Source organism: Brevibacillus sp. SIMBA_040 (assembly GCF_046535075.1).
Classification (GTDB): Bacteria; Bacillota; Bacilli; order Brevibacillales; family Brevibacillaceae; genus Brevibacillus.
Genome location: NZ_JAWRXI010000013.1, coordinates 1 through 24007 on the forward strand (window position 1 = coordinate 1; position 24007 = coordinate 24007).

Here is a 24007-nt window from a genome sequence, read left to right on the forward strand (position 1 = left end):
ACCCGTAGGGGATTCGAACCCCTGTATGACAGCGTGAAAGGCTGCTGTGTTAAACCGCTTCACCAACGGGCCAAGATTATAAGCTACATAAAGTGTGAAAGTGGCTCCTCGGGACGGACTCGAACCGCCGACCGATCGGTTAACAGCCGATTGCTCTACCAACTGAGCTACCGAGGAATAATATGTGGTGGAGCTGAACGGGATCGAACCGATGACCTCCTGCTTGCAAGGCAGGCGCTCTCCCAACTGAGCTACAGCCCCGTGAAAGGTAATGCCAAATACTTATGTAAGGTAAGATAAATGGTGGGCCTAGGCTGACTCGAACAGCCGACCTCACGCTTATCAGGCGTGCGCTCTAACCAACTGAGCTATAGGCCCGTGTTCCTTCTAGGAATATAATCTAGCATAGAATTTATTTCATTGCAATAGAATTTCTGATTTTTTTATCCGGCACAACTAAAAAATTTTCTGAAGGTCATAAACACGAAAAAAGAAACTCAGCTATCCTAGCATGTATCAGAATAAACCGCTAGAACAGCTGAGTCTTCCTACATGATTAAATATCCAGATCGCGTACAGTTGAAGCGTACTGCTCAATGAATTCTCTACGAGGCTCTACTTCATCACCCATGAGAGTTTCAAAGACCATATCGGACTCCATGGCATCCTCCAGATTCACTTGCAGGAGCGTGCGCATGTTAGGGTCCATGGTTGTTTCCCATAGTTGATCCGCGTTCATCTCACCCAATCCTTTATAGCGTTGGATGTTTGGCTTCGGCATTGTCTTCAGCGTTGCGAGAATCTCATCACGCTGCTTGTCGGTATAAGCATAGTGCAGCTGTTTACCTTGTTTGATACTAAAGAGAGGCGGCTGCGCGATATAAATATACCCCGCTTCAATGAGCTGTCTCATGTAACGGTAGAAGAAGGTCAAAAGAAGCGTGCGGATGTGAGATCCGTCGACATCGGCATCCGTCATGATCACTACCTTGTGATAGCGCGCTTTCGTAATATCAAAATCTTCGCCGACCCCAGTACCAAGTGCAGTAATGATCATGCGAATCTCATTATTACCAAGAATTTTGTCCAAACGCGCTTTTTCCACGTTCAAAACTTTACCACGCAAAGGCAGGATCGCCTGGAAATGACGATCGCGGCCAGACTTGGCCGATCCACCCGCAGAGTCTCCCTCTACGATGAACAGCTCGGACTCAGACGCGTCTTTAGAAGAGCAATCCGCCAATTTACCCGGCAAAGCGCTGACTTCCAGTGCGCTTTTGCGGCGAGTCATTTCACGAGCCTTCTTAGCAGCTTCACGCGCTCTTGCAGCCATCAAAGCTTTTTCGACGACCTTCTTGGCAATCCCCGGATTTTCCTCCATGAAGCTGTTGAAACGATCGCCAAAAACAGACTCTGTAATGCTGCGCGCTTCCGAGTTGCCCAGCTTTGTTTTCGTTTGCCCTTCAAATTGAGGTTCTTGAATCTTCACGGAAATGATTGCGGTAATGCCTTCACGGACATCGTCACCAGAGAGATTCTGATCCTTTTCCTTCAAAAAATTAAACTTACGGCTATAGTCGTTGATTACACGAGTAAGGGCTGTTTTAAAGCCTGTTTCGTGAGTTCCACCCTCGTGTGTATTAATATTGTTGGCAAAAGAGTAGATATTGCTGACGTAGCTATCGTTGTATTGAATAGCGACTTCGACCAGCAAGCCATCTTTTTCTCCTTCACAATAAATAACCTCATCGTGCAATGCTTCCCTGTTCTTGTTCAGGTACTCAACGAATTGTACGATACCGCCTTCGTAATGGAACGATTCCTCCCGCTCCTGTTCAGGACGTGCATCTCTTAGTGTAATTCGCAATCCTTTGTTCAGGAATGCCAGCTCACGAATACGTTTTTGCAAAATGTCGTATTCAAAAACCGTGGTTTCGGTAAAGATAGTCGGGTCCGGTTTAAACGTAACCTTGGTACCCGACTCTTCCGTTTCACCTACGATAGCGAGGTCAGCTTCAGGAGCACCTACTCTAAAACGCATGTGATAAATGTTGCCGTTTTGTTTGACCTCAACGTCCATCCACTCGGATAGCGCGTTCACAACCGAGCTACCTACGCCATGAAGACCACCGGAAACCTTGTATCCGCCACCGCCGAACTTACCGCCGGCGTGCAAAACGGTCAAAACAGTTTCTACAGTTGATTTCCCCGTCTTTTCATGAATACCGGTAGGAATCCCCCGGCCATTATCGGTTACAGCTATGGAGTTGTCCGGCTGAATGACTACCAAAATATCGTCACAGTAACCGGCAAGCGCTTCGTCGATGGCGTTGTCGACAATCTCCCATACCAGGTGATGCAAACCGCGGCTACTGGTCGAACCGATGTACATGCCGGGACGTTTCCGAACTGCCTCTAACCCTTCCAGTACCTGAATCTGACTAGCATCGTAGTTTGTATCTTTCGTCGTCACTTGATCCACTACTTAACTCAACTCCTCCACTTCAGCTTGTACTAAGGGAACCTGATCCAAGCTGTCCACGAACTGAGCGCGTCGCTTTAGCGTCAGAGAAGAAATAGGTGAACAGTATATGGCGTCTTGGGTGATTACATACGACTTGGTTTCTTCCTCACTATGATCAACAACCGTCTTCCGTTTTTCAAGCAAGAAAGCCTTATTGATTTTCGAGGATTTCACCGTCTGATGATCCAGAATGGAAATTACTTCCTTCGTGCTCACCACAGTATCTCCACCAATGTGAATAAACATCCCTGATCCCCTACCTTTCTCCCGAGATTTTCCCTTCCTTCACATAAAAACGAGAGGCTTGCTGGAGAACCTGATGCTTTAAGCCTTCCACACCCGTTGTGCTTACAAACGTCTGTACCCGATCCTGAATGGTTTCGAGTAACAGGGTTTGTCGATGTTCATCCAACTCTGACAAGACATCATCCAACAAAAGAACCGGGTATTCACCCACTTCTTCTTTTATTAGCTCGATTTCAGCCAATTTGATGGACAGAGCACTGGTACGCTGTTGCCCCTGCGACCCATACGTCTGTACATCCATGCCGTTCACTTTAAGTGAAAAATCATCACGGTGTGGCCCAATCATGGTGCTTCCCCGCATGATCTCTCGGTCCCGAACCCCTTCATAAGCAGCCAACAGGTGGTCAACAGCCTGGTCCGCTGACATCTCTTCCGTAACAGGCGAAGAGTTTTCGTAATGCAAAGAGAGCATTTCCCTACCATCGGTAATGCCAGTGTGGATTTCCTGTGCCCACGTCTCCAGCTTCCGAATAAACTCAAAACGCTTTCGTAACAATTTTACAGCTAAATCCGCTAATTGGGTATTCCAAATTACCAGCATTTCCAGCGAGTTACTTTTTTTCATACCTAAATCCTTCAATAGCTGATTCCGCTGGGCAAGCACCTTGTTGTAATTGCTCAAATAATATAGATATGTCGGTGAGACCTGTCCTATTTCCATGTCAATAAAGCGTCTGCGCTGAGCAGGCGCTCCTTTTACAATGGACAAATCCTCCGGGGCAAACATGACTACATTCAAAGCTCCAACATAGGCACTAAGCTTCTGCTGCTCCATTCCGTTGATTTTGGCCCGCTTTCCCTTCGCTGTCAACTGCAGCTCCAAACGAACAGAACCGTAGCGACGAAGAACATCGCTACGGATAGCGGCATAATCAGCCTCCCACCCGATCAGCTCCTTATCTCGGGGCGTACGATGGGATTTGGCCAGAGCCAAAACGTATATGGATTCGAGAACATTGGTTTTCCCTTGTGCGTTATTGCCGATAAACAGCTGAATCTGCCCATCAAAAGACAGGGACAACGATTCGTAATTGCGATAGTTGGTTAGCGACAGGTTCTTGAGAAACAAGAATCACGCTCTCCTCTCAGCGGCGTACCACCTGATAGCGGCCAAAGCCTTCAATCGCCACTTCATCGCCAGGATATAGCTTGCGGCCACGACGGTTGTCCAGCTCACCGTTAATCTGGATCGGCACTTCAGCCAAAAATGCTTTGGCCATACCGCCTGTGTCAATGACTTCCGCCAGCTTCAAAAATTGTCCAAGAGTTATATAGTCGGTCTTAATGGAAACCTCACCCATGGCTTGGCTCCTTTCTTTTACGTAAAAACAGTCTTTTACGAAAAAATGCTTAGTAGGTACGGACTGGCAGAATCAAATGCAGCATCCAGTCATGGTCAGTTGGGCGAATGACGAATGGACTCATCGGGCCAGTAAAGCTTGCTTTAATTTCTGTGCTGTCAATTGCACGGAGCGCGTCAATCATATATTTGGCGTTGAAGGAGATCTTGAGTTCTTCACCGTTCATCGCTTTTGGCATCAAAATATCCGTTACTTTCCCGATTTCAGGCGCATTTGAAGTAATTTCGACAGTGCCATCCGATAAAGTAACCAGTTTTACGACATTTGATTTACCTTCGCGGCTGAGCAACGAAGCGCGCTCGATCGATTGCAGCAACTCTTTTGTGCTAACTGTAATTTCTGTTTTGCTGCCTTGTGGAATGATTCTTGTCGTGTCTGGATAGGTTCCTTCCAACAGACGGGAGTAGAATAGAATATGTTTCGATTTCACCAAAATCTGGTTTTCTGCTACAACGATATCAGCTGGATTTTGGTCATCATCCAATATTTTTACCAACTCATTGCAACTTTTACCCGGTACAACGACGTTATGGAAGGAAAGGTCCTCAGGGCATTCCACCATTGCAGTACGACTAGCCAAACGGTGGCTATCTGTAGCAACAAAGCGCAGCTGTCCTTGATCAAGCGACCACATCAAGCCAGTCAAAATTGGACGCATCTCAGATGTCGAAACACCAAAAACGGTTTGTCGAATCATCGCTTTCAAAAGATCACAGGGAACACTGAATACTTTATCCTCTTCCAGGTGTGGCAATTGAGGGAATTCACTTGCATCCATCCCGTTGATTGTAAATTCAGCTTGCCCCGAACGGATTTGCGTAACCAAGCGATCATCTACTTGGATGTGAATTTCGCTGCTTGGCAGCTTGCGTACGATTTCACTGAAAATGCGAGCTGTCAGCACGATGCTACCTGGTTTGTGAATCGTAACTCCCCATTCTCCTGCTTCTTCCAAAGGAATTTGAACCTCAATGGATACATCAGAATCACTTGCTGTCAGAGTAAGTCCTTCATCATCCGTTTTTATCTTGATCCCGGTCAAAATCGGAATAGTTGTTCGGCTGGAAACCGCTTTGCTGACATGCGATACGGCGTTTGACAGCTTGTCTCGCTGAACGGTAATGTGCATCGATTGTTCCTCCCTCTTTGTTGGCGCCATTTTTTACGAGTTCGTGCATAATGGCTGCGCCTCTTTCATATCTTATTAGGATATATCTTTTTAACAGAAGTAGTAATAGGGCCTGTGGATTTGTGGATATGTGGATCGAATACGTAAAAGAGAGCCTATACACATGTGGGTAAGTTGTGTATAGGCTTTTTGCGTTATTCACAGGTTTAGTGGTGTGCTTTTAATTTTTCAATGAGCGATTGAATCGTTGTCTGCATTTGCGGATCACTAGCTAAGGCACGAGAGATTTTTTCATGAGCATGGATGACCGTTGTGTGGTCACGCCCGCCGAATTCGTCTCCGATTTTAGGTAGGGATGCATCTGTCAGCTCTCTGGAAAGATACATCGCGATTTGTCTTGGGAAAGCAACGGTTTTGGTCCGTTTTTTCGCTTTAAAATCTTCCAGCTTGAGACTATATGCTTCTCCCACAGCTCGCTGAATGTCAATGATCGTGATAACACGCGGGCGAGAAGACGGGATGATATCTTTCAATGCTTCGGCAGCCAACTGCGTATCAATATCGCGATTGATCAAGGAAGAGTAGGCAACGACACGAATCAAAGCACCCTCCAGCTCGCGAATATTGCTATCAATCTGGTTAGCGATGTACGCCATTACCTCATTAGGAATGTCCAGGTTCTCCGCCTTCGCCTTTTTGCGTAAAATGGCGATCCGTGTCTCTAAATCCGGTGGCTGGATATCCGTGATAAGACCCCATTCAAATCTGGAGCGCAGACGATCCTCTAGCGTCGGGATCTCCTTTGGAGGCCGGTCAGAGGAGATGATGATCTGCTTGCTTTCCTCGTGCAGAGCATTGAATGTATGGAAAAATTCTTCTTGGGTAGACTCTTTTCCAGCTAGGAACTGAATATCATCAATTAAAAGGACATCCACGCTCCGGTATTTATTGCGGAACTCGACGGCCTTGTTATCCCGAATCGAGTTGATGAACTCATTGGTAAATTTCTCAGATGACAAATAGACCACTTTCGCCGAAGGATTGTGCTGAATGACATAATGTCCAATTGCGTGCATCAAGTGGGTCTTGCCGAGTCCGACACCCCCGTAAATAAAGAGGGGATTATATGCTTTTGCTGGAGCTTCTGCGACTGCTAGCGATGCCGCATGAGCAAATCTGTTCCCGGAGCCAATGACGAACGTGTCAAAGGTGTATTTGGGATTCAATATACTGGGCGGTTGATCATCCGCAGCAGTAGGTGGAGTACTGGCTTTTACCCGTGGGCTAGGCTGTTCATCGGCAAATGCGGGGTCTGGATTCTGCAAAACGACGAATTTTACCTTCATATTGATACCAGTTACTTCATATAGTGTATCGGTAATCAGTTGAGCGTACCTGGTTTCGAGCCAATCTCTTGCAAAGTCATTGGGTGCTACGACTATCAATGCATCTTCTTCTAACGTAGTTGCTTTCGTCGCCTTCAGCCAGGTATCAAAACTGGGTTTGCTTAGCGATTTTTCTATCTTGGCCAAAACTTTGCGCCATAGCTCGCTAATCGCTGCATCCAACCAGAATCCCTCCTTTTGGTCCATCCGTAAAATGATTTCATCGAACATAAATATAACGAAAAAAGTGCAAAATTGTGCTATGTGCGACCTATTTGTCAACATGGTCGATGGTTGTCGACTGTGGATAAAAATAGTCGAAAAAAAGGGATTACGCCCGGAGAAGAGAAAAAAAGCAGACGGTTATCCGCACCCTTGTGAGTAAGAAAATACACACAGGAGGGAATCTGTCCACAAACTTATCCACATGCTGTGGAAAACCTATTTTACCTTCAGAAGTTATTCACGCATCAAAACAAAAACATAATAACAGATATAACGCATGGTATCAATGGTTTTTTCATACTTATCCACAAACACAACCTCTGGTGCTCAGTACATATGCACATGTCCATATTTTGTGTACAAGCTGTAGATAAACTTGTCGAATCTTGTTTTTGTGGATAAAATGATATCCACAGACCCGGGAAATAGTTTTGTGGGGATATTTGCCTTGGTAAATGAATTCCACTGTCACTTGACTTTTTAGGTATATGTTTTTATAATGCAAAAGAATGTCTGTGCAAGGCGGAGGTGTATAGTAATGAGACCAACATTTAATCCTAACAACCGTAAGCGCAAAAAGGATCATGGATTCCGTAAGCGCATGAGCACGAAAAATGGCCGCAAAATTTTGGCTGCTCGTCGTCAACGAGGTAGAAAAGTTCTTTCCGCTTAGGCCACGCTTTCAGTGGCCTTTTTGTTTGCGATTTAAGTCGGAAAATTCTTTGTTCATGTGAAAGAGGAAGTCCTGCAATGATGTTGAACCCTTTTGGAGGAGTTTAATTACCTAGCTACTGAAAGGTTGCAGCAGAGGCAGGGGGAATCCATGGAGCGGAACGAGAATTTTACCGACTTTTTTGTTTTAACAGCCAAAGACTTCTTAGCTGAAAAAGCTTTTCCTGGTTTGCTTTGTGCGTATGCGGGAGGATCAGTCGGAAGAGGAGAGGCAGATGCTTACAGTGATCTCGACCTGAACATCATCGTAGAGGGGATAAGTGACCACACGAGTGAGAATTGCTGGTTCAGAGGACAGATTATTCAGCTTCATATTCATCCGGTACCGACGAATGAAGCCGTATACGAAAATCCGTGGTTATGGCGCTATATAAAAGAAGCGAGACTGATTCACGACCCTGATGGGCGCTATTTGGCTTGGCTGCACGCTATGTGCGACTATCTTGATTCCGAAGAGGGCAAGAGCAAAATGCTAGCCCAAGGAAAGAGGATCATAGAGGAGTATCGGGCTGGGGCGAAGCAGGCGCTTTCTCTGGGACGGGGCTACTCCGCTTTTTTGGCGGCATGGGCCAGCTGGATCGAAGCTGTACAGTTGTTTGCTTATTTTTGCAGGGGGACAGTAGCAGATCGTGCGCTTTATCAGATGATGAAAGAATGCGGCCAAGCGGATGACATAGAGCGACTTATTAAGGAAAGCTTCGAGGGCAGGCAGGATCTTCAGAGTAGGTTGAAGCTGATTTCCACCTATCGGGATTATCTGCTTTCACAGAAGGATGAGAGCCTGTTTGCACTTGACCCGCGTAATGATGTGCTGCTGAGCAAAAAGGTAGAGCGCATGAATCGAAAAGAAGAGGAAGAGGACGCATGGTTCCTGTTGTTTTCGGAAGCAATCTGGCTGTATCTTTGTGTCGATTCTGATCGCTGGCTGGAGGAGCACTGGGAGTCTCTTCCCACAGAGCTTTCTTTTGCGCTCCAAAAACTCGGTTTTTTAGAAGCAAACGTGGGGTTAATTCAGCGGATACATACTATTAGCGACGAATTTCTAGCTAGAATTGGCTAATCCGAGGGTGTCTTTTCTTGCGTTTTTCTCATTTTCTTTTAAACCGAAGCTACTTATGGGAAAAAAGTGAACGAAACAAGGATATACTGGTAGATGCTGTTTATGTTTTCTACTATAATTGTGATGTTAGGGGTTGTTTACCTTGCATCGTTCACACCGGCTCAAAAAAAATGAGCACTTTCAAGCAGTGTTTCAACGAGGGAGCTCTGCAGCCAATAAGCAATTTGTCCTGTATTCAGCCAAGCAAGAGGGACAAGACGCTTTTCGCGCAGGGATTTCCGTCAGCAAAAAAATTGGCAACGCCGTTATACGTAACAGGGTCAAGCGGCTCATACGCGAGGCGGTAGCACGTCTGGAAACCGTCATTCCACGCGGTCTTGATCTCGTCATCATAGCGAGACCAGGAGTGGAAAAGATGACCCTTGAAGCCATTGAGCAGTCACTATTGCACGTCATGAAACGAGCCAAAGTGATCAAACAGGCACCCGTACATAATGGAAAAAGAGGGTGAAGCGATGTTGGCGAAAATCATGGTTGGGTTGATTCGTGGATACCAGCTGTTTATTTCTCCACTGAAACCACCGTCATGCAGGTTCGCGCCCACCTGTTCCCACTACGCTATCGAGTCGATTCGTCGATTTGGTCCGTGGAGGGGAGGATGGTTGGCACTTCGTCGCATCCTTAAATGCCATCCGTTCCACCCGGGCGGGTTTGATCCAGTCCCGGATCAACGCAAATAATCATACCTCAATTGAAGCGGGGAAAAGGAGGATCACCCTTGAGTAGACGCACCCTCAGCATTCTTATGCTGACCTTGCTGGTTCTAGTGTTGTCGGGCTGTAACCCACAGACAGCTGCGCCAATCGGCCCTGACGCAACCGGCTTTTGGGACAAGTATTTAGTCTATCCTCTGTCCTGGTTGATTAGTGAGAGCGCATTAATCCTCGGTAACAACTACGGATTTGGTATTCTGGTAGCTACAGTCATCATTCGTCTGATTGTACTGCCCCTGATGGTGAAGCAAATCAAGAGCTCGAAGAAAATGCAAGAGCTTCAGCCTGAGATGCAAAAAATCCGTGAGAAGTACAAGAACGATCCACAAAAAGCGCAACAAGAAACAATGGCGATTTTCCAAAAGAATGGCGTCAATCCATTGGCTGGTTGCTTGCCTATGCTGGTACAAATGCCAATCCTGATTGCGTTCTACCATGCGATCATCCGTACAGAAGCCATTAAGGAACAGAGCTTCCTGTGGCTGACCTTGGGTGAAAAAGACCCGTACTATATCTTGCCGATCGTTGCGGCAATTACGACCTATCTGCAGTCCAAAATGATGGGTCAGGCTACACAAGGCAATCCGCAAATGCAAATGATGATTGTCATGATGCCGCTTATGATTCTGGCGATTGCAGTTACGTTGCCTTCTGCTCTGTCTCTGTACTGGGTGTATGGTAACCTGTTTACTATCGTGCAAACGTACTTCCTGTACCGCGATAGTAGTAATAAGCCTGTTCCTAAGGGGGGAGCCTCCAAGTGAAAAAGGTGGTTGCTACGGCAAAAACGATAGACGATGCTGTGCAGAAAGCTTTGCTGGAATTGGGTGTGCCGCGTGAAAAGGCAAGTGTCCGTGTTCTGGAGGAACCAAGCAGAGGTTTGTTTGGATTGATTGGGGCCAAGGACGCCAAAGTGGAGGTCGAATTTCACTTTGATCCGGTTGCACAGGGACGTGACTTTCTTCAAGATGTACTGTCAAACATGAAGGTAAATGCCAAAGTGGAGACACGTTCAACTGAAGAGGGCATGCTGTTTGACATCCAGGGAACCAATCTGGGAATCATTATTGGCCGTAGGGGACAAACTCTTGATTCATTACAGTATCTCGTAAACGTCGTAGCGAACCGTCATGCGGTGAAACATGTGCGCATCACGTTGGACGCTGAAAATTACCGGCTACGTCGCAAAGAAACGTTGGAGCAGCTGGCAGATCGAGTGGCCAAAAAAGCCCTTTCTACCAAACGTGATGTACGTTTGGAGCCCATGTCAGCAGCTGAGCGAAAAGTAATCCATGCCTTTTTACAAAAAAGAACAGATGTGGTTACCTTTAGCGAAGGAGACGAACCCAATCGATATATCGTCATCGGACCAAAAGAAGCCTCTCGTTAGGCTTCTTTTTTTTGCATGGATAAGACTTATCGGCACAACAGACAGGATAGAATATTTTTTTGATCTTACACGCAACAAATTTTTGCCTTTTTTATCTGTATTTGATGTTATCCACTGTGGATAATCCGTGTTAGGATTGGAGAAGGAAGAAAAAGATCATACTGTGGATAACAAACGTGTGGCAGCAACCTTGAGGCGCAGGGTTGCTTTTTGCTATTGGGCGATCGCCGGGGCCGTAAAATCTGCACTTTCTTTTGGAATTTTTGAGGGCGATCTGTTAAGCTAGTAAGTTAGTGGCTGACTTGTTTTTAGTGGAAAGCTAGAGGTGAATAGCATGAAATTCGATACGATAGCGGCGGTCGCGACACCGATGGGTGAAGGCGGTATTGCTGTGATCCGGGTAAGTGGACCGGAGGCGATCGAAGTTGTGGATAAGATATACAAAGGAAAACAGCAGTTGTCCACTGTGGACAGCCATACCATTCACTACGGGCACTTGTATGATCCACAGACAGATGAACGAGTGGAAGAGGTGCTGGTTTCTGTGATGAAGGCACCGCGGACTTTTACGCGGGAGGATGTCGTAGAGGTAAACTGTCACGGAGGAATCGTGTCCGTGGAGAAGGTGTTGGAGCTGATCTTGGACAATGGTGCCAGATTGGCAGAGCCTGGAGAGTTTACAAAGCGGGCGTTTTTAAATGGACGTGTCGATTTGTCCCAAGCAGAGGCTGTTATTGATTTGATTCGGGCGAAGACAGACAGGGCGATGAAGGTCGCGCTCAATCAGGTGGAGGGAAAGCTCTCCAGACTGATTCGACAGCTGCGCCAAAATCTGATCGAAGCTATGGCTCATATAGAAGTGACGTTGGATTATCCGGAGCATGACGTCGAGGAATTCACACAAAACTTCTTGCGAGGAAAGTGTGTAGAGGTAAAAGAGGAGATCCAGCGACTGCTACAGACTGCGAAGCAAGGGAAAATCTTGCGTGAAGGTCTTTCGACAGCCATTATTGGACGGCCAAACGTAGGAAAATCTTCTTTATTAAACAGTCTGGTTCAGGAAGAAAAAGCGATTGTCACAGATGTGGCCGGAACGACTCGTGATGTGATTGAAGAGTATGTCAATGTGCGCGGTGTTCCGCTTCGCTTGATTGACACAGCGGGAATCCGTGATACGGAGGATATCGTCGAGAAGATCGGCGTAGAGAAGTCCAGACAGCTTTTGCAAAAAGCGGATCTCGTCCTGCTTGTCATCAATTACAATGAGCCGCTTAGCCGCGATGATTATGCGATTTTTGAAGCCGCCAAAGGATTCCATGTGATTGTCATAGTAAATAAATTCGATTTGCCGCAAAAAGTCGACATGGAAGAAGTGAAAAAACATTTCCCGCAGCAGCCGTTAATCATGACATCAGCTCGTCAGGAGACCGGTATTGACCTTCTGGAGCAGGCGATCGGGGATATTTTCTTCAGTGGCCGTGTGCAGCAGGATGATTTGACGTATGTGAGCAATGCTCGTCATATTCAGCTACTCCGTCAGGCGGATCGTGCAATCGATGATGCACTGGCAGGAATTGATGATCTGATGCCGGTTGATATGATTCAAATCGACATTAAAAAGGCATGGGAGCTGCTCGGCGAGGTCATCGGCGAGAGTGTCGGCGAGGATTTGATCGACCAGATTTTCTCCCAGTTCTGTCTGGGTAAGTAATATAGATAGTCTTGTTCGAAGGAAAGTTAACTCGACGTAGTTCTCACAAGTAAGGAGCACCCAAAGGGCACGTAGTCTTGTTCGAAAGAAAGTTAACTCGACGTAGTTCTCACAAGTAAGGAGCACCCAAAGGGTACGTAGTCTTGTTCGAAGGAAGGTTAACTCGACGTAGTTCTCACAAGTAAGGAGGAGGAGAAAAAATGAATGTTGTACCTACGTATGAAGCCGGCTCGTTTGACGTCATCGTGATTGGGGCTGGTCATGCGGGAGCTGAAGCGGCACTGGCAGCAGCACGGATGGGGTGTAATACGCTGCTTTTGACAATCAATCTGGACGCGGTGGCGTTTATGCCATGTAATCCTTCTGTCGGTGGTCCGGCAAAAGGTCATGTCGTGAGAGAATTGGACGCACTCGGTGGAGAAATGGGGCGCAATACAGACAAAACCCATATTCAAATGCGTATGCTCAATACGGGAAAAGGACCAGCTGTGCATGCATTGCGCGCGCAGGCCGACAAATTCGCGTATCAGCATGAAATGAAAAAAACGATTGAAAATACACCAAACCTGATTTTGCGCCAGGCGATGGTCGAAGAATTAATCGTTAACGATGGCGTATGTGAAGGGGTTTTGACCCAATCAGGTGCACGCTATATGGCAAAAGCGGTCGTTTTGACCACTGGAACGTATTTGCGTGGAAAAATCATCTTGGGTGATTTGCAATATGAAAGCGGACCGAACAACATGCGTCCGTCGATTCGTCTGGCGTATCATTTGAAAGAGCTCGGATTTGAAATGACTCGTTTCAAAACAGGAACACCACCGCGCATTCACAAAAATAGCGTAGATTTCTCGAAAATGGAGATTCAGCCTGGCGATGAGATGCCACGTGCGTTTTCTTATGAAACGACTGAATTTATTACGGATCAGCTTCCTTGCTGGCTGACTTATACAAACGAAGAAACACACGGTTTAATTACCAACAATCTGCATCGAGCGCCGATGTACTCGGGTATGATTGAGGGTACGGGACCACGCTATTGCCCATCGATTGAAGATAAAGTAGTACGCTTCAACGACAAACCTCGTCATCAAATCTTCCTGGAGCCAGAGGGACGCAATACGGAAGAAATGTACGTACAAGGCTTGTCTACCAGCTTGCCGGAGGATGTACAGCTTTCTATGCTGCGCTCGATGACAGGTATGGAAGAAGTCAAAATGATGCGCCCAGGCTATGCGATTGAATACGATGCAGTCGTACCTACGCAGCTGTGGCCCTCACTAGAAACCAAGCTCTTGCCAGGACTCTTTACTGCTGGTCAAATTAACGGGACTTCGGGTTACGAGGAAGCAGCGGCACAGGGCTTGATGGCTGGAATCAATGCGGCTCGCCGTGTTCAGGGGAAAGAGCCTGTCATCTTGGGTAGAGATGAGGCATACATCGGTGTTTTGATTGATGATCTCGTGACCAAAGGTACGCATGAGCCATACCGTTTGCTTACTTCCCGTGCAGAGTATCGCTTGTTATTACGCCATGACAATGCGGATTTGCGTCTTACAGACATCGGACATGAAATCGGTCTAATCGGCGAAGATCGCTACAAGCGTTTTGAGCAAAAACGGGCGTTGATTGAACTGGAAAAGGAACGCGTAATGAATACACGTGTACGTCCTGACTTGGCACACGTGCAGGAAGTGTTGACTGCTGCTGGCTCTCCGGAATTGACGGAGGTTATTGAGCTGGCACAGCTGCTACGTCGACCAGAAATCAATTACAGCCACATTATGCAAATGGCACCAGCTCCAGAACCGTTGCCAGAGGATGTCATCGAGCAGGTTGAAATTCAAATTAAGTACGATGGATACATTCGCAAGTCCTTGCAGCAAGTAGAACGGATGAAAAAGATGGAGGAACGTCGTATTCCTGAAAACATCGACTACCACCAAATTTCGGGTATGTCCAAGGAATCACGTGAGAATATGACTCGAATTCGTCCGTTAAACATTGGTCAGGCAGCGCGTATCTCCGGGGTTACTCCCGCAGACATTTCCGTGTTGATGGTGTATTTGGAGCAGTATAATCGCGTGGGAGCGGCAGAGTAAGGAGAAGAGCACATGACCAAAGAACAATTTGCCCAGGAGCTTGCGGCTCAAGGCATTTCTCTAACAGATCGCCAAAAAGAGCAGTTTGACCATTTTTTTCGTTTACTCGTAGAATGGAACGAAAAGATGAATTTGACGGGAATTACAGAAGAGGGCCAGGTATACATTAAGCATTTTTATGATTCGATTACCCCGGCTTTCTACTTTCCTTTTGATAAAGTGCAAACAGTGGTGGATATCGGTGGAGGAGCAGGGTTTCCGAGTATTCCTTTGAAAATATGCTTTCCCCATCTGAAAATGACGATCATCGATTCTTTAAATAAGCGCATGAGCTTTCTCACACATGTAGCAAATGAATTGGGGCTTGAAAATGTTCATCCCGTTCATGGACGTGCGGAGGATCGTGGGCAGGAGCCAGCGTATCGTGAAGGCTTTGATTTAGTGATAGCCCGTGCAGTAGCTCGTCTGAATCTGCTTTCTGAGTTTTGCCTTCCTTTTGCAAGAGTAGGTGGTCATTTCGTTGCTCTGAAAGGAGCAGAGATTACGCCAGAATTGAATGAAGCAAAGAAGGCAATCAAGACGCTCGGTGGAAAGACTCGGAAAGTAGAGACATTCCAGCTGTTAGAGGATGCTGGAGAAAGAAATATCGTGGTCATCGAAAAAATAGAAGCAACGCCAAAGGGGTACCCGCGTAAAGCAGGAGTTCCTGCCAAAAAGCCGCTTATGTAAGTCGAAGCAGTGGCAGAAATGAGGAAGATCGTAGCCTGGTCATTAAAAGGGCTGCGATCTTTTCTTTTGGATTACGGTATCAATAAATTTTACACATGTTTACCCAGAAGTCGTCCTCGATAGATCGTTTTGGAGCACCACCGACGATTTTGCTGCGTTTGTTTTTGGCATTTCTCGCTGGAGCGATCATGGGGTGGGAACGGGAACGATTCATTAAGGATGTGAGTCGGCAAAGAGCGGCAGGATTTCGGACGTACAGTCTTGTCTGTTTTGGTTCTTGTTTGTTTGGACTAGCTTCTATTTATGGTTTTTCTTCTAGCGGAATGAATCATGATCCGGGGAGGGTTGCCGCTCAGGTTGTTACAGGAATGGGCTTTTTGGGGGCAGGAACCATTATAAAATACAACGGATCAGTCAAAGGCTTGACGACAGCAGCCGGAATGTGGGTGGCTTCAGCGATTGGATTAATGTTTAGCGCAGGTATGTATATAACGGCTATCGTTGCAGCGTTTTTTGCTTATCTGACATTGGATTTTCATCGTTTATTCCCGCGGCTTTTTCATGTCACCAAGATTTCACATCCGTCTGATGAAAGTATAGGGCAAGAAGAGCGGGAGAAAAGGCGGAGCCACGCTGGTTTTTTTGATGATGATCACGATTGATGTTTCACGTGAAACGTTTTTCAGTAGCAGGAATTGGGCGAATCTTGAAGAATTACATATTGATAAAGAAACTGAGAAGAATCGAATTCGTGAAACTAAGACGTTGGTTAAAGAAAAAGTTACTTTTTTGCAGGATGGGCAAGGGGGAGCTGTGCTGCGATAGGTAAGTAGGGCTAGGAAAGCTATGCCTAAAAAGCAACGGACCGATGTTCAATACGACAAAGACAAATGAATCTAGTACAAGAGTTGTAGGTCATTCTTTTTTACGTGTAAGTAAGTTTATGTTCTTCATCGTATGAAAGTAATCTTGCTTAAACTTTCTGAAACGCATAACAAGATGCCTCAGCGTCCGCATCCGGCATAACTTCGGTAAAAACCTTTCACTAAAACGCGGTCGCCCTCCTTGAGAAGGCCTCGATAGAGGTTTTTTACTTTCGTTTTGGAATGCTTGGCGAAACGGAGAAGAGAAGAAGTGGCTTTGTGCTGCTTTATGGCACTGGGAATCGCGAAAAGAAGTGTTGTCAGGAGCTTGGCATACTTTAGTTCGTCATGATGAAAACTCGGGTAAAGAGGAGTACTAGGAAACGCACATGGATAGCTATTTAAAAAGCTATGTGTTTACTTTTTTATCTGGGAGGACCAAAAAAGCAAGGAAGACAATCAGCTATTGTATGAGAAGCTATCGAAGTGGACGAGCTATTTATTTCTTTTTGGTATTTGACCGATATGAATGTATAGGAGTCACTCGTAGAGACCTCTTAGAAATACATCAGCGCTCAACCAAAGGGCATAACGTATCCAAGCTTTCAAAAACGTGTAACAAGGATCAAGTGCTCCACAGCATGAAAATAATTTGCTACAACTTTCTGGAACGCATAAAAACTCTACACTAAAACGCGGCGCTCACCTCAGGGACGGCCACGATAGCGTTTTTTACTGGAGCGCATGATAACTTTCCGCTAAACGCGGTCGCTCCTCTTTGAGGAGGCCTCGATAGAGGTTTTCTTACGTTTCATGAAAGAAGCATTATGTATTTAGAACTAGCATGGATGGAACGGGTAGAAGTGGGGGATTTTCTATGGCAGTTAAAGATTCATTTTCTCGGATTTTCGGGTTGACCGACAAAACTGAAAACGAAGAAATCAAGCAAATACCAGTAGAGGAAATTGTACCTAATCCGTATCAGCCTCGAACTGTGTTTGATGACGAGAAAATTGATGAGTTGTGTCAAACCATTCGGACTCATGGATTGATTCAACCGATCGTTGTACGGATGCGCGACGGTCAATACGAATTGATCGCTGGGGAACGGCGTTTGCGTGCAACAAAAAAATTGGGCATGGAGCGAATTCCTGCGATTGTCAAAGATTTTAATGATGCACAAACAGCCTCTATCGCATTGATTGAGAATTTGCAGCGTGAAGGATTGACAGCGATTGAAGAGGCAGTTGCCTATCAAAAATTGATTGATCTGCACAATTTGACGCAAGAAAGCCTCGCACAACGATTAGGCAAAGGACAATCTACAATTGCCAACAAGCTACGATTGCTTCATTTGCCGCAGGAAATCCAAGATGCCTTGTTAGCTCGACAAGTGACGGAACGACATGCAAGAGCACTGATTCCGCTTAAAGATGCCGAGCTGCAAATCAAGGTTCTGATAGAGATCATCGAGCGGGAATGGAACGTCAAGCAGACTGAGGTTCGTGTCAAACAGCTTTTGGAGGTTGCAGACAATCCGAAGAAAGAAAAGGAACAAAAGCCGCGGTGGAAAGCATTTTCCAGAGATGCACGGATTGCGATCAATACTGTGCGTCAATCAATTGATATGGTCATCCAAACTGGCTTGACTGTTGAAACTGATGAAGAGGATCATGATGAATTTTATCAGTTCACCATTCGCATCCCGAAAAATAAAGAAGCGGGGAAATAATAGGAACGTGATTCGAGGCGTTCTGGCCCATACAAGGTGAACACTAGCGACAAGGTCGCTTTTCTTTTTGGTCAAATAATGCAGGAGTCCCTTTGTTAGCGAGCTATTTTCCCTCATGCTTGTAGGTCTAGCGGATAAGGAGAAAGAGTCCGAGTGATTCGCAGCATTTTTTTCAGCATTATATAAGGAAGAAATCGTATCTGGTAAAGTTTGTTACCGAAATTGCGAAGCAGGATTGTAAAAAAGGGGACGAAGGCATCTGTTCGTACAAAAATAATGGACAAATTGGCTCTTTATCAAAAAAACAGCGTACGGGCAAGCGTCAAATCTGGTAACATGGGAAATATCGATAGAATTCTTTGTTTTCCGATAGCACGGGTGCTTTCTAAATAAAGATCCACGAAAAGAGGATCGAATAGACAACGAATCGTTTCTGCCAGAAAGATTTCTCCGAACGGAACGGGTAGATGTGTTTCCTAAGCAAGAAGTTATACGTATTAATGTGTAGTGGACGAGAAGCGAAATTGCAGTCATTTTTCGAAAAGAATTCGCCAAAGCAATGAGCAGCGTGTTCTGGAGAGTGATAAGGGAAAGAAGAGATGAGAGTTGAACGATCTCTACTTTTCTTACATGAAAAAAAGAGGTGGAGAAGTTGGGTAAAATCATTGCGGTTGCGAACCAGAAAGGCGGCGTCGGGAAGACGACTACGTCCGTCAATCTAAGTGCTTGTTTGGCCGCATTGGGGAAAAAGGTGCTGCTGGTCGATATTGATCCACAGGGGAATGCAACCAGCGGGATCGGGGTTAATAAAGCCGATGTGCGGTACTGCATTTATGACGTACTGATTAACGACATCAGCCCGGTCGATGCCACTCTGCCTACTGACATCGAAGGCCTGATGATCATTCCTGCCACCATTCAATTGGCAGGCGCAGAAATTGAGCTTGTTCCTACCATATCGCGGGAAGTTCGTTTGAAAAAGGCGTTAGAGGTTGTAAAGGACAAGTATGATTACGTCATTATTGACTGCCCTCCTTCATTGGGCATTTTGACTGTCAATTCCCTGACCGCGGCTGATTCGGTGCTGATCCCTATTCAGTGTGAGTACTATGCGCTTGAAGGTTTGAGCCAATTGTTAAATACGATCCGTTTGGTACAAAAACATCTCAACTCACAGTTGGCGATTGAGGGCGTCGTTTTGACAATGCTTGATGCACGTACAAATCTGGGAATCCAGGTCATTGAAGAAGTGAAAAAGTACTTCCAAGAAAAGGTATACAAAACGATTATTCCACGGAATGTTCGCTTGAGTGAAGCGCCATCACACGGACAAGCCATTATTACGTACGATCCACGCTCAAGAGGTGCGGAGGTCTATACTGACTTGGCGAAGGAAGTGGTAGGGGTATGAGTAGAGGTTTGGGAAAAGGGCTGAATGCACTTATTACGTCCAATCTCATTGAAGAAGGGGAACAAGTAAAAGAAGTTTCCGTGAGTGAGATTCGTCCCAACCCGTATCAGCCCCGTAAGGAATTCGAACAATCAGCTATTGATGAATTAGCAGGGTCCATTAAGGAGCACGGGATTATCCAACCTCTGATTGTACGGAAAAGTATTAAGGGGTTTGAACTGGTAGCGGGTGAAAGACGGTTACGGGCTGCAAAGCTAGCTGGACTGAAGCAGGTCCCAGTAGTAGTGAAGGCGTATACGGATCAACAGTTGATGGAAATCGCTCTCATCGAAAATTTGCAACGTGAGAATCTCAATCCATTGGAAGAAGCAGAAGCATATGAGAAGCTGATTGCTTATCACGATTACACCCAAGATCAGCTAGCGAAAAAGATCGGGAAGAGCAGACCGCATGTCGCCAATATGCTGCGCTTGTTGCAATTGCCAGAGGGTATTCGCAAAATGGTCTCCGCTGCTGACTTGTCTATGGGTCATGCACGTGCTTTGCTTACAGTAACGGACGAAAAAGCACAGCAGCAGCTCGCCAAGGATGTTGTTGAAAAAGAGCTGAGCGTCAGACAATTAGAAGAACTGGTGAAGCAATTGAGTGTTTCACGTGAAACAAAAAGGAAAAAGCCAGCGAAAAACGAGCCTGTTTTGATTGCAATAGAGGAACGGCTGCGTAGCCGTTTTGGAACCTCGGTTAAAATTAAAAAAGGATCGAAACGCGGGAAAATCGAAATTGATTTTTATTCACAGGAAGATTTGCAACGAATCGTAGATTTACTAAATGCGGAGAAGTGAGCGTAGGAGGTAGTCATGGCGATCATTTATTTGGATAACGCAGCTTCTACCTGGCCGAAGCCGCCTGCTGTCAAAGACATGATGGCTGAGGCTATAGAAGATTATGCCGCCAATCCCGGCAGAGGCGGGCATACGCTGGCGATGAAAGCAAGCAAAACCGTGTTTCGTACACGGGTGCAGTTATCGCGGTTGTTTGGGATTCAAAACCCGAATAACCTCTTTTTTTATCTAAATGCGACGCAGGCGCTAAACCAGGCGATTAAAGGATTTTTGAAGCCTGGTGATCACGTCATTTCTTCTTTAGTGGAGCATAATTCTGTGAGGCGTCCTATTGAGTTCATGCGTAAAACAAGTCAGGTAGAGGCTGTATTTATTGAACCAAGGGATGACCATCATTTTTATGTAGAGGATTTTGCAAAGGCAATTCAGCCGAATACACGTCTGCTCGTTGTGAGTCATGCCTCCAATTTGACCGGCGTAATTCTTCCTGTAGCTGAGCTGGGCAAGCTAGCAAAAGAGCGGGGAATTACATTCCTGGTAGATGCTTCTCAGTCCGCTGGAGTATTGCCGATTCACGTAGAGGAAATGCATATCGATATGCTTGCTTTTCCTGGGCATAAAGGCTTGTATGGACCTCAAGGAACAGGTGGCTTGTACGTTCATAACGACATTGATCTGGTACCGCTCATTCATGGCGGGACAGGCAGTCAGTCAGAGGCAATCGAACAGCCAACAACCAGACCTGATCGCTATGAAAGTGGAACAGTAAATACAGTCGGATTGGCCGGGTTGCAGGCAGGCGTTTCTTTTGTAATGGAAAAAGGTGTGGAGAACATTCATCAGCACGAGTGGGATTTGGTAAAGCAGACGATTGCCCAGCTGCAAGAGATTCCTGGCGTACAGGTATATGGACCAGGAATAGAGACCGAACGAGTAGGTGTCGTAGCGTTTAATGTAGGAGAAGTGGATGCCTCTGAGGTGTCTTTTATCCTTGATCAGCAGTACGGCATCGCAACGAGATCTGGCTATCATTGCACACCACTTGGTCATCAAACAGCAGGTACGGAACAGCGAGGAGCAGTTCGCGCCAGCTTCGGGATATTTAACTCAGACAAAGACGTAGAGGCGCTTATTGACGCAGTAAAAGAAATTTCATCTGCGTTTGCGTAAGGCATCTGTGGGAGGAAACAAACGTGATCTTGTTGGGGACCCTGGTCAATGCGGCGGCTATCGTGGTTGGTTCCTTGTTAGGATGTCTTTTGACCCGTATACCTGATTCCATTCGGAAAACAGTCATGCAAGGAATTGGCTTGGCTGTTATCGTTTTGGGCATCAAAATGAGCTTTGGCTCTGACAACTTTTTGCTGGTTATCATCAGCATCGTATTGGGTTCCATTATCGGAGAGTTGATAGGGATTGAAAAAGGCTTAAACAGACTCGGACACTGGTTGGAGCGCAAGATCGGCAAAGGAAAAGAAGGCGGCATTGCTACTGGATTTGTAACAACCACTTTAGTTTACTGCATCGGGGCTATGGGTGTATTGGGTGCCATGGATAGTGGATTGCGCGATAATCACGATATTTTGTATACAAAGGCGTTGATAGACGGGTTTTCTGCAATTATTTTTACTTCAACGCTTGGAATCGGCGTTTTGTTCTCAGCTATTCCGGTTTTTGTATATCAAGGCTTGATTGCGCTTCTGTCCACCCAAATTTCCGGTATCGTGAGCCAAACGATGCTGAACGCCATGCTAGTAGAATTGACGGCTGTCGGTGGTTTAATGATTATCGCAATTGGCATCAATGTCTTGGAAATCAAAAAAATAAACGTAGCAAACATGCTGCCCGCTTTATTGATTGCTGCATTAGGGGTTCCATTTATGGAGTGGTTCTCGAAGCTATTTGCATAAATAAGTCGAAAGCTCTTTCAATCAGAAAGGGCTTTTTTTGTGCAGATATAAGTGCAACAGCGAATCTGCCAAAAGGCATGGAATGGACAGAGTTACTAACCATGAAACAAATAAACAGGTGAAAAGTCATAGAGTGCGCGATATATCCGTTTACGGGAAAAAGAAAGGGAGTAAGAACCGTGTGAATGTAGAAAAAGGAATGATTATTTGTAGAAGTTTCTAAAAAAATCGAGTAAGACATGCGATAATATCCGCAAACAAATGGGAAAGCAGCAACGGGGAGCGGAAAAACGTATGTTGGGCTTTATCGTCAATCCAGTATCAGGGAACGGAAAAGGAAAAAAAGTTTGGGAGCAGCTAGAGCAGGCGCTACAGGGGAAAAGAGCTCATTTTCTTATGAGGCAGACATACAGGAGGGGGCAGGCTCAAAAATTAGCAATCGAGCTGATACAAAAAGAGGGAGTAAAAAAATTAATAGCAGTAGGCGGCGATGGTACGGTTCATGAAGTGATCAATGGTATTCAAAAGTCAGGTCAAAAGTGTGTGTTCGGTCATGTAGCTGCTGGTTCAGGAAACGACTACCGAATTACGGAGGAGGAATGCTCATCTGTCCGGGTGCATCACCAGATGATGGGGAAATGAAAATTTGTGTTGTACATAATGTCAGCCGACTGCAATTGCTGCTCGCGTTTCCCAAAATTTTTAGTGGGACACATGGTACTCATCCCGGCGTGAAATTTTACTCGGGTCACCATGTTACTATCCAGGCAGAGAGACCGTTATTTGTTCATGCGGATGGAGAGCTGGTGAGGGAGACACCTATAATCGTAGATATACTGGCAGCAAGACAAGCTATTTGTGGATAAAAGGGGTCGATCGCCATTAAGGGCAGGACGAAAGAAGCACCGGATGCAAAAGCGGCAGATACAGAGAATACAAACAAAGAAAAAAGACCTGTTCACCTGAGAAAGAGGAGAAAACAAGTCTGACGGGGAAAATCGTCTGACACAGGCTCTATACGTGTATGATGCATTGATTTTATGAGTCGTGAAGTACGCTGTCCAGTCTGCTTTGCGTGGTGGTAATCATCGCTGCCTTTGAGATTCCGGAAGCAATGATTTCTGCCATGTTCATGACAACAGCGAGACGCGTATTTTGCAGCACAAAGTACTCCATAAAGCCACCCACATTGACAATGCCAGTTATATGAAAGGTTCCGACTGGGGGAAGCTCCTTTTTTACGCCGGCACCTGGCTTCAAAGGGCCGTTAATTACGTTGATATTGCCGACGTGGCTGAATTGTCCCAGACAGGCATCAATCGCAATTATCGTGGACTTTGAATGAGCGTCCTGAATAAGCTCCATTTTTTCTTTCAGATTCATGGCATGAACCGGATCGTCCAATGTTCCGTATACTTGCAAATGACGGGTTGTCTTTGTTTGCAGCTTTGTTCCAACGAGAGGGCCGAGGGCATCTCCCGTAGAACGGTCTGTCCCAATACATACAATGACAATATCATCTTCGTACGGTGCACTTCGAAAGCGTTGCGCAAGGTGTTGTGCCAGATGTTCATCTGCGTCATCACTTCGGTATTCCACTTTAAAGGGTGGCAAAAAACATTCTTTGCTATTATCAAATGTATTCATGGCTACCTCCACTCTTGCGGTCTTGATTCAAAGATTTGAAGAGTATTCACAGTATAGTACCGAGAAGTCATTTTTATACCAGCTAATGGGAAGGTTACGGAAGTTTTGAAAAATCAGCGAAACTGGTAAGAGGAAAGTTGAACGAGTACAATAAGAAGAGAAGCAAGACAGGTGC

The 24007-nt window shown here is 45.9% G+C and carries 24 protein-coding genes and 3 tRNA genes; 17 read left to right on the forward strand and 10 right to left on the reverse strand.

Going from position 1 to position 24007, the window contains the following annotated elements:
* Window positions 1-101 precede the first annotated feature (101 nt).
* The 9 genes from SB752_RS21125 to dnaA form a co-directional block, all read right to left on the reverse strand.
* Window positions 102-177, reverse strand: a tRNA-Asn gene (locus SB752_RS21125).
* A gap of 8 nt (window positions 178-185) precedes the next feature.
* Window positions 186-261: transfer RNA gene (locus SB752_RS21130), tRNA-Ala, on the reverse strand.
* A gap of 40 nt (window positions 262-301) precedes the next feature.
* Window positions 302-378 (reverse strand) — tRNA-Ile (locus SB752_RS21135).
* A 178-nt stretch (window positions 379-556) separates the two neighbouring features.
* Entirely contained in the window at window positions 557-2482 is a 1926-nt protein-coding gene (gyrB, locus tag SB752_RS21140) for a DNA topoisomerase (ATP-hydrolyzing) subunit B (RefSeq protein WP_410717531.1), read from the reverse strand.
* A 3-nt stretch (window positions 2483-2485) separates the two neighbouring features.
* On the reverse strand, window positions 2486-2770 hold the full coding sequence (gene remB, locus SB752_RS21145) for an extracellular matrix regulator RemB (protein ID WP_103105052.1): 285 nt from the start codon (window positions 2768-2770) through the stop codon (window positions 2486-2488).
* 10 nt (window positions 2771-2780) lie between these two features.
* Window positions 2781-3899, reverse strand: coding sequence for a DNA replication/repair protein RecF (gene recF / locus SB752_RS21150; protein ID WP_410717532.1), 1119 nt, complete (start codon window positions 3897-3899; stop codon window positions 2781-2783).
* A gap of 16 nt (window positions 3900-3915) precedes the next feature.
* Window positions 3916-4131: a S4 domain-containing protein YaaA gene (gene yaaA / locus SB752_RS21155; protein WP_103105050.1), complete on the reverse strand. Its 216-nt coding sequence runs from the start codon at window positions 4129-4131 to the stop codon at window positions 3916-3918.
* Window positions 4132-4180: 49 nt separating this feature from the next.
* Window positions 4181-5320 carry a DNA polymerase III subunit beta gene (dnaN, locus tag SB752_RS21160; protein ID WP_410717533.1) on the reverse strand — a complete coding sequence of 380 codons (1140 nt, stop codon included), beginning with the start codon at window positions 5318-5320 and terminating at the stop codon, window positions 4181-4183.
* A 206-nt stretch (window positions 5321-5526) separates the two neighbouring features.
* Window positions 5527-6888, reverse strand: a complete 1362-nt coding sequence (gene dnaA / locus SB752_RS21165) for a chromosomal replication initiator protein DnaA (RefSeq protein ID WP_410717534.1) — start codon at window positions 6886-6888, stop codon at window positions 5527-5529.
* Window positions 6889-7468: 580 nt separating this feature from the next.
* On the opposite strand from dnaA, the gene rpmH reads away from it, so the two are divergent.
* From rpmH to SB752_RS21250, 17 genes are all read left to right on the forward strand, one after another.
* Window positions 7469-7603, forward strand: a complete 135-nt coding sequence (gene rpmH / locus SB752_RS21170) for a 50S ribosomal protein L34 (protein ID WP_084766016.1) — start codon at window positions 7469-7471, stop codon at window positions 7601-7603.
* A gap of 150 nt (window positions 7604-7753) precedes the next feature.
* Window positions 7754-8722 (forward strand): hypothetical protein, encoded by a 969-nt coding sequence (locus SB752_RS21175; protein WP_410717535.1) that lies wholly within the window; start codon window positions 7754-7756, stop codon window positions 8720-8722.
* 142 nt (window positions 8723-8864) lie between these two features.
* Complete coding sequence (gene rnpA, locus SB752_RS21180; RefSeq protein ID WP_289142723.1) at window positions 8865-9233, forward strand: ribonuclease P protein component; 369 nt, start codon at window positions 8865-8867, stop codon at window positions 9231-9233.
* A 4-nt stretch (window positions 9234-9237) separates the two neighbouring features.
* Entirely contained in the window at window positions 9238-9462 is a 225-nt protein-coding gene (yidD, locus tag SB752_RS21185) for a membrane protein insertion efficiency factor YidD (protein WP_312114402.1), read from the forward strand.
* Between the two features lie 38 nt (window positions 9463-9500).
* Window positions 9501-10259, forward strand: coding sequence for a membrane protein insertase YidC (yidC, locus tag SB752_RS21190; protein ID WP_410717536.1), 759 nt, complete (start codon window positions 9501-9503; stop codon window positions 10257-10259).
* Window positions 10256-10885, forward strand: a complete 630-nt coding sequence (gene jag / locus SB752_RS21195) for an RNA-binding cell elongation regulator Jag/EloR (protein ID WP_410717537.1) — start codon at window positions 10256-10258, stop codon at window positions 10883-10885. Before yidC ends, jag begins: the two co-directional genes overlap by 4 nt.
* A 334-nt stretch (window positions 10886-11219) precedes the next feature.
* Complete coding sequence (gene mnmE, locus SB752_RS21200; RefSeq protein WP_410717538.1) at window positions 11220-12596, forward strand: tRNA uridine-5-carboxymethylaminomethyl(34) synthesis GTPase MnmE; 1377 nt, start codon at window positions 11220-11222, stop codon at window positions 12594-12596.
* A 200-nt stretch (window positions 12597-12796) separates the two neighbouring features.
* Window positions 12797-14698, forward strand: a complete 1902-nt coding sequence (gene mnmG / locus SB752_RS21205; protein WP_410717539.1) for a tRNA uridine-5-carboxymethylaminomethyl(34) synthesis enzyme MnmG — start codon at window positions 12797-12799, stop codon at window positions 14696-14698.
* Between the two features lie 12 nt (window positions 14699-14710).
* Window positions 14711-15427 carry a 16S rRNA (guanine(527)-N(7))-methyltransferase RsmG gene (gene rsmG, locus SB752_RS21210; protein ID WP_410717540.1) on the forward strand — a complete coding sequence of 239 codons (717 nt, stop codon included), beginning with the start codon at window positions 14711-14713 and terminating at the stop codon, window positions 15425-15427.
* A gap of 95 nt (window positions 15428-15522) precedes the next feature.
* Window positions 15523-16089, forward strand: coding sequence for an MgtC/SapB family protein (locus tag SB752_RS21215; RefSeq protein ID WP_410717541.1), 567 nt, complete (start codon window positions 15523-15525; stop codon window positions 16087-16089).
* Window positions 16090-17167: 1078 nt separating this feature from the next.
* Complete coding sequence (gene noc, locus SB752_RS21220; protein WP_410717542.1) at window positions 17168-18022, forward strand: nucleoid occlusion protein; 855 nt, start codon at window positions 17168-17170, stop codon at window positions 18020-18022.
* Between the two features lie 652 nt (window positions 18023-18674).
* Window positions 18675-19433, forward strand: a complete 759-nt coding sequence (locus SB752_RS21225; protein WP_049740466.1) for a ParA family protein — start codon at window positions 18675-18677, stop codon at window positions 19431-19433.
* Window positions 19430-20275, forward strand: a complete 846-nt coding sequence (locus SB752_RS21230; RefSeq protein WP_410717543.1) for a ParB/RepB/Spo0J family partition protein — start codon at window positions 19430-19432, stop codon at window positions 20273-20275. The genes SB752_RS21225 and SB752_RS21230 overlap by 4 nt, the downstream gene beginning before the upstream one ends.
* 15 nt (window positions 20276-20290) lie before the next feature.
* A complete protein-coding gene (locus SB752_RS21235; protein WP_410717544.1) occupies window positions 20291-21445 on the forward strand; it encodes an aminotransferase class V-fold PLP-dependent enzyme in 1155 nt (384 codons plus the stop codon).
* Window positions 21446-21468: 23 nt separating this feature from the next.
* On the forward strand, window positions 21469-22185 hold the full coding sequence (locus SB752_RS21240; protein WP_410717545.1) for a DUF554 domain-containing protein: 717 nt from the start codon (window positions 21469-21471) through the stop codon (window positions 22183-22185).
* 294 nt (window positions 22186-22479) lie between these two features.
* Window positions 22480-22827 (forward strand): diacylglycerol/lipid kinase family protein, encoded by a 348-nt coding sequence (locus tag SB752_RS21245; protein WP_410717546.1) that lies wholly within the window; start codon window positions 22480-22482, stop codon window positions 22825-22827.
* Window positions 22824-23051: a hypothetical protein gene (locus SB752_RS21250; RefSeq protein WP_410717547.1), complete on the forward strand. Its 228-nt coding sequence runs from the start codon at window positions 22824-22826 to the stop codon at window positions 23049-23051. Before SB752_RS21245 ends, SB752_RS21250 begins: the two co-directional genes overlap by 4 nt.
* A gap of 172 nt (window positions 23052-23223) precedes the next feature.
* On the opposite strand, the gene yyaC is transcribed toward SB752_RS21250, so the two are convergent.
* Window positions 23224-23832 (reverse strand): spore protease YyaC, encoded by a 609-nt coding sequence (gene yyaC, locus SB752_RS21255; protein WP_410717548.1) that lies wholly within the window; start codon window positions 23830-23832, stop codon window positions 23224-23226.
* Between the last annotated feature and the right edge of the window lie 175 nt (window positions 23833-24007).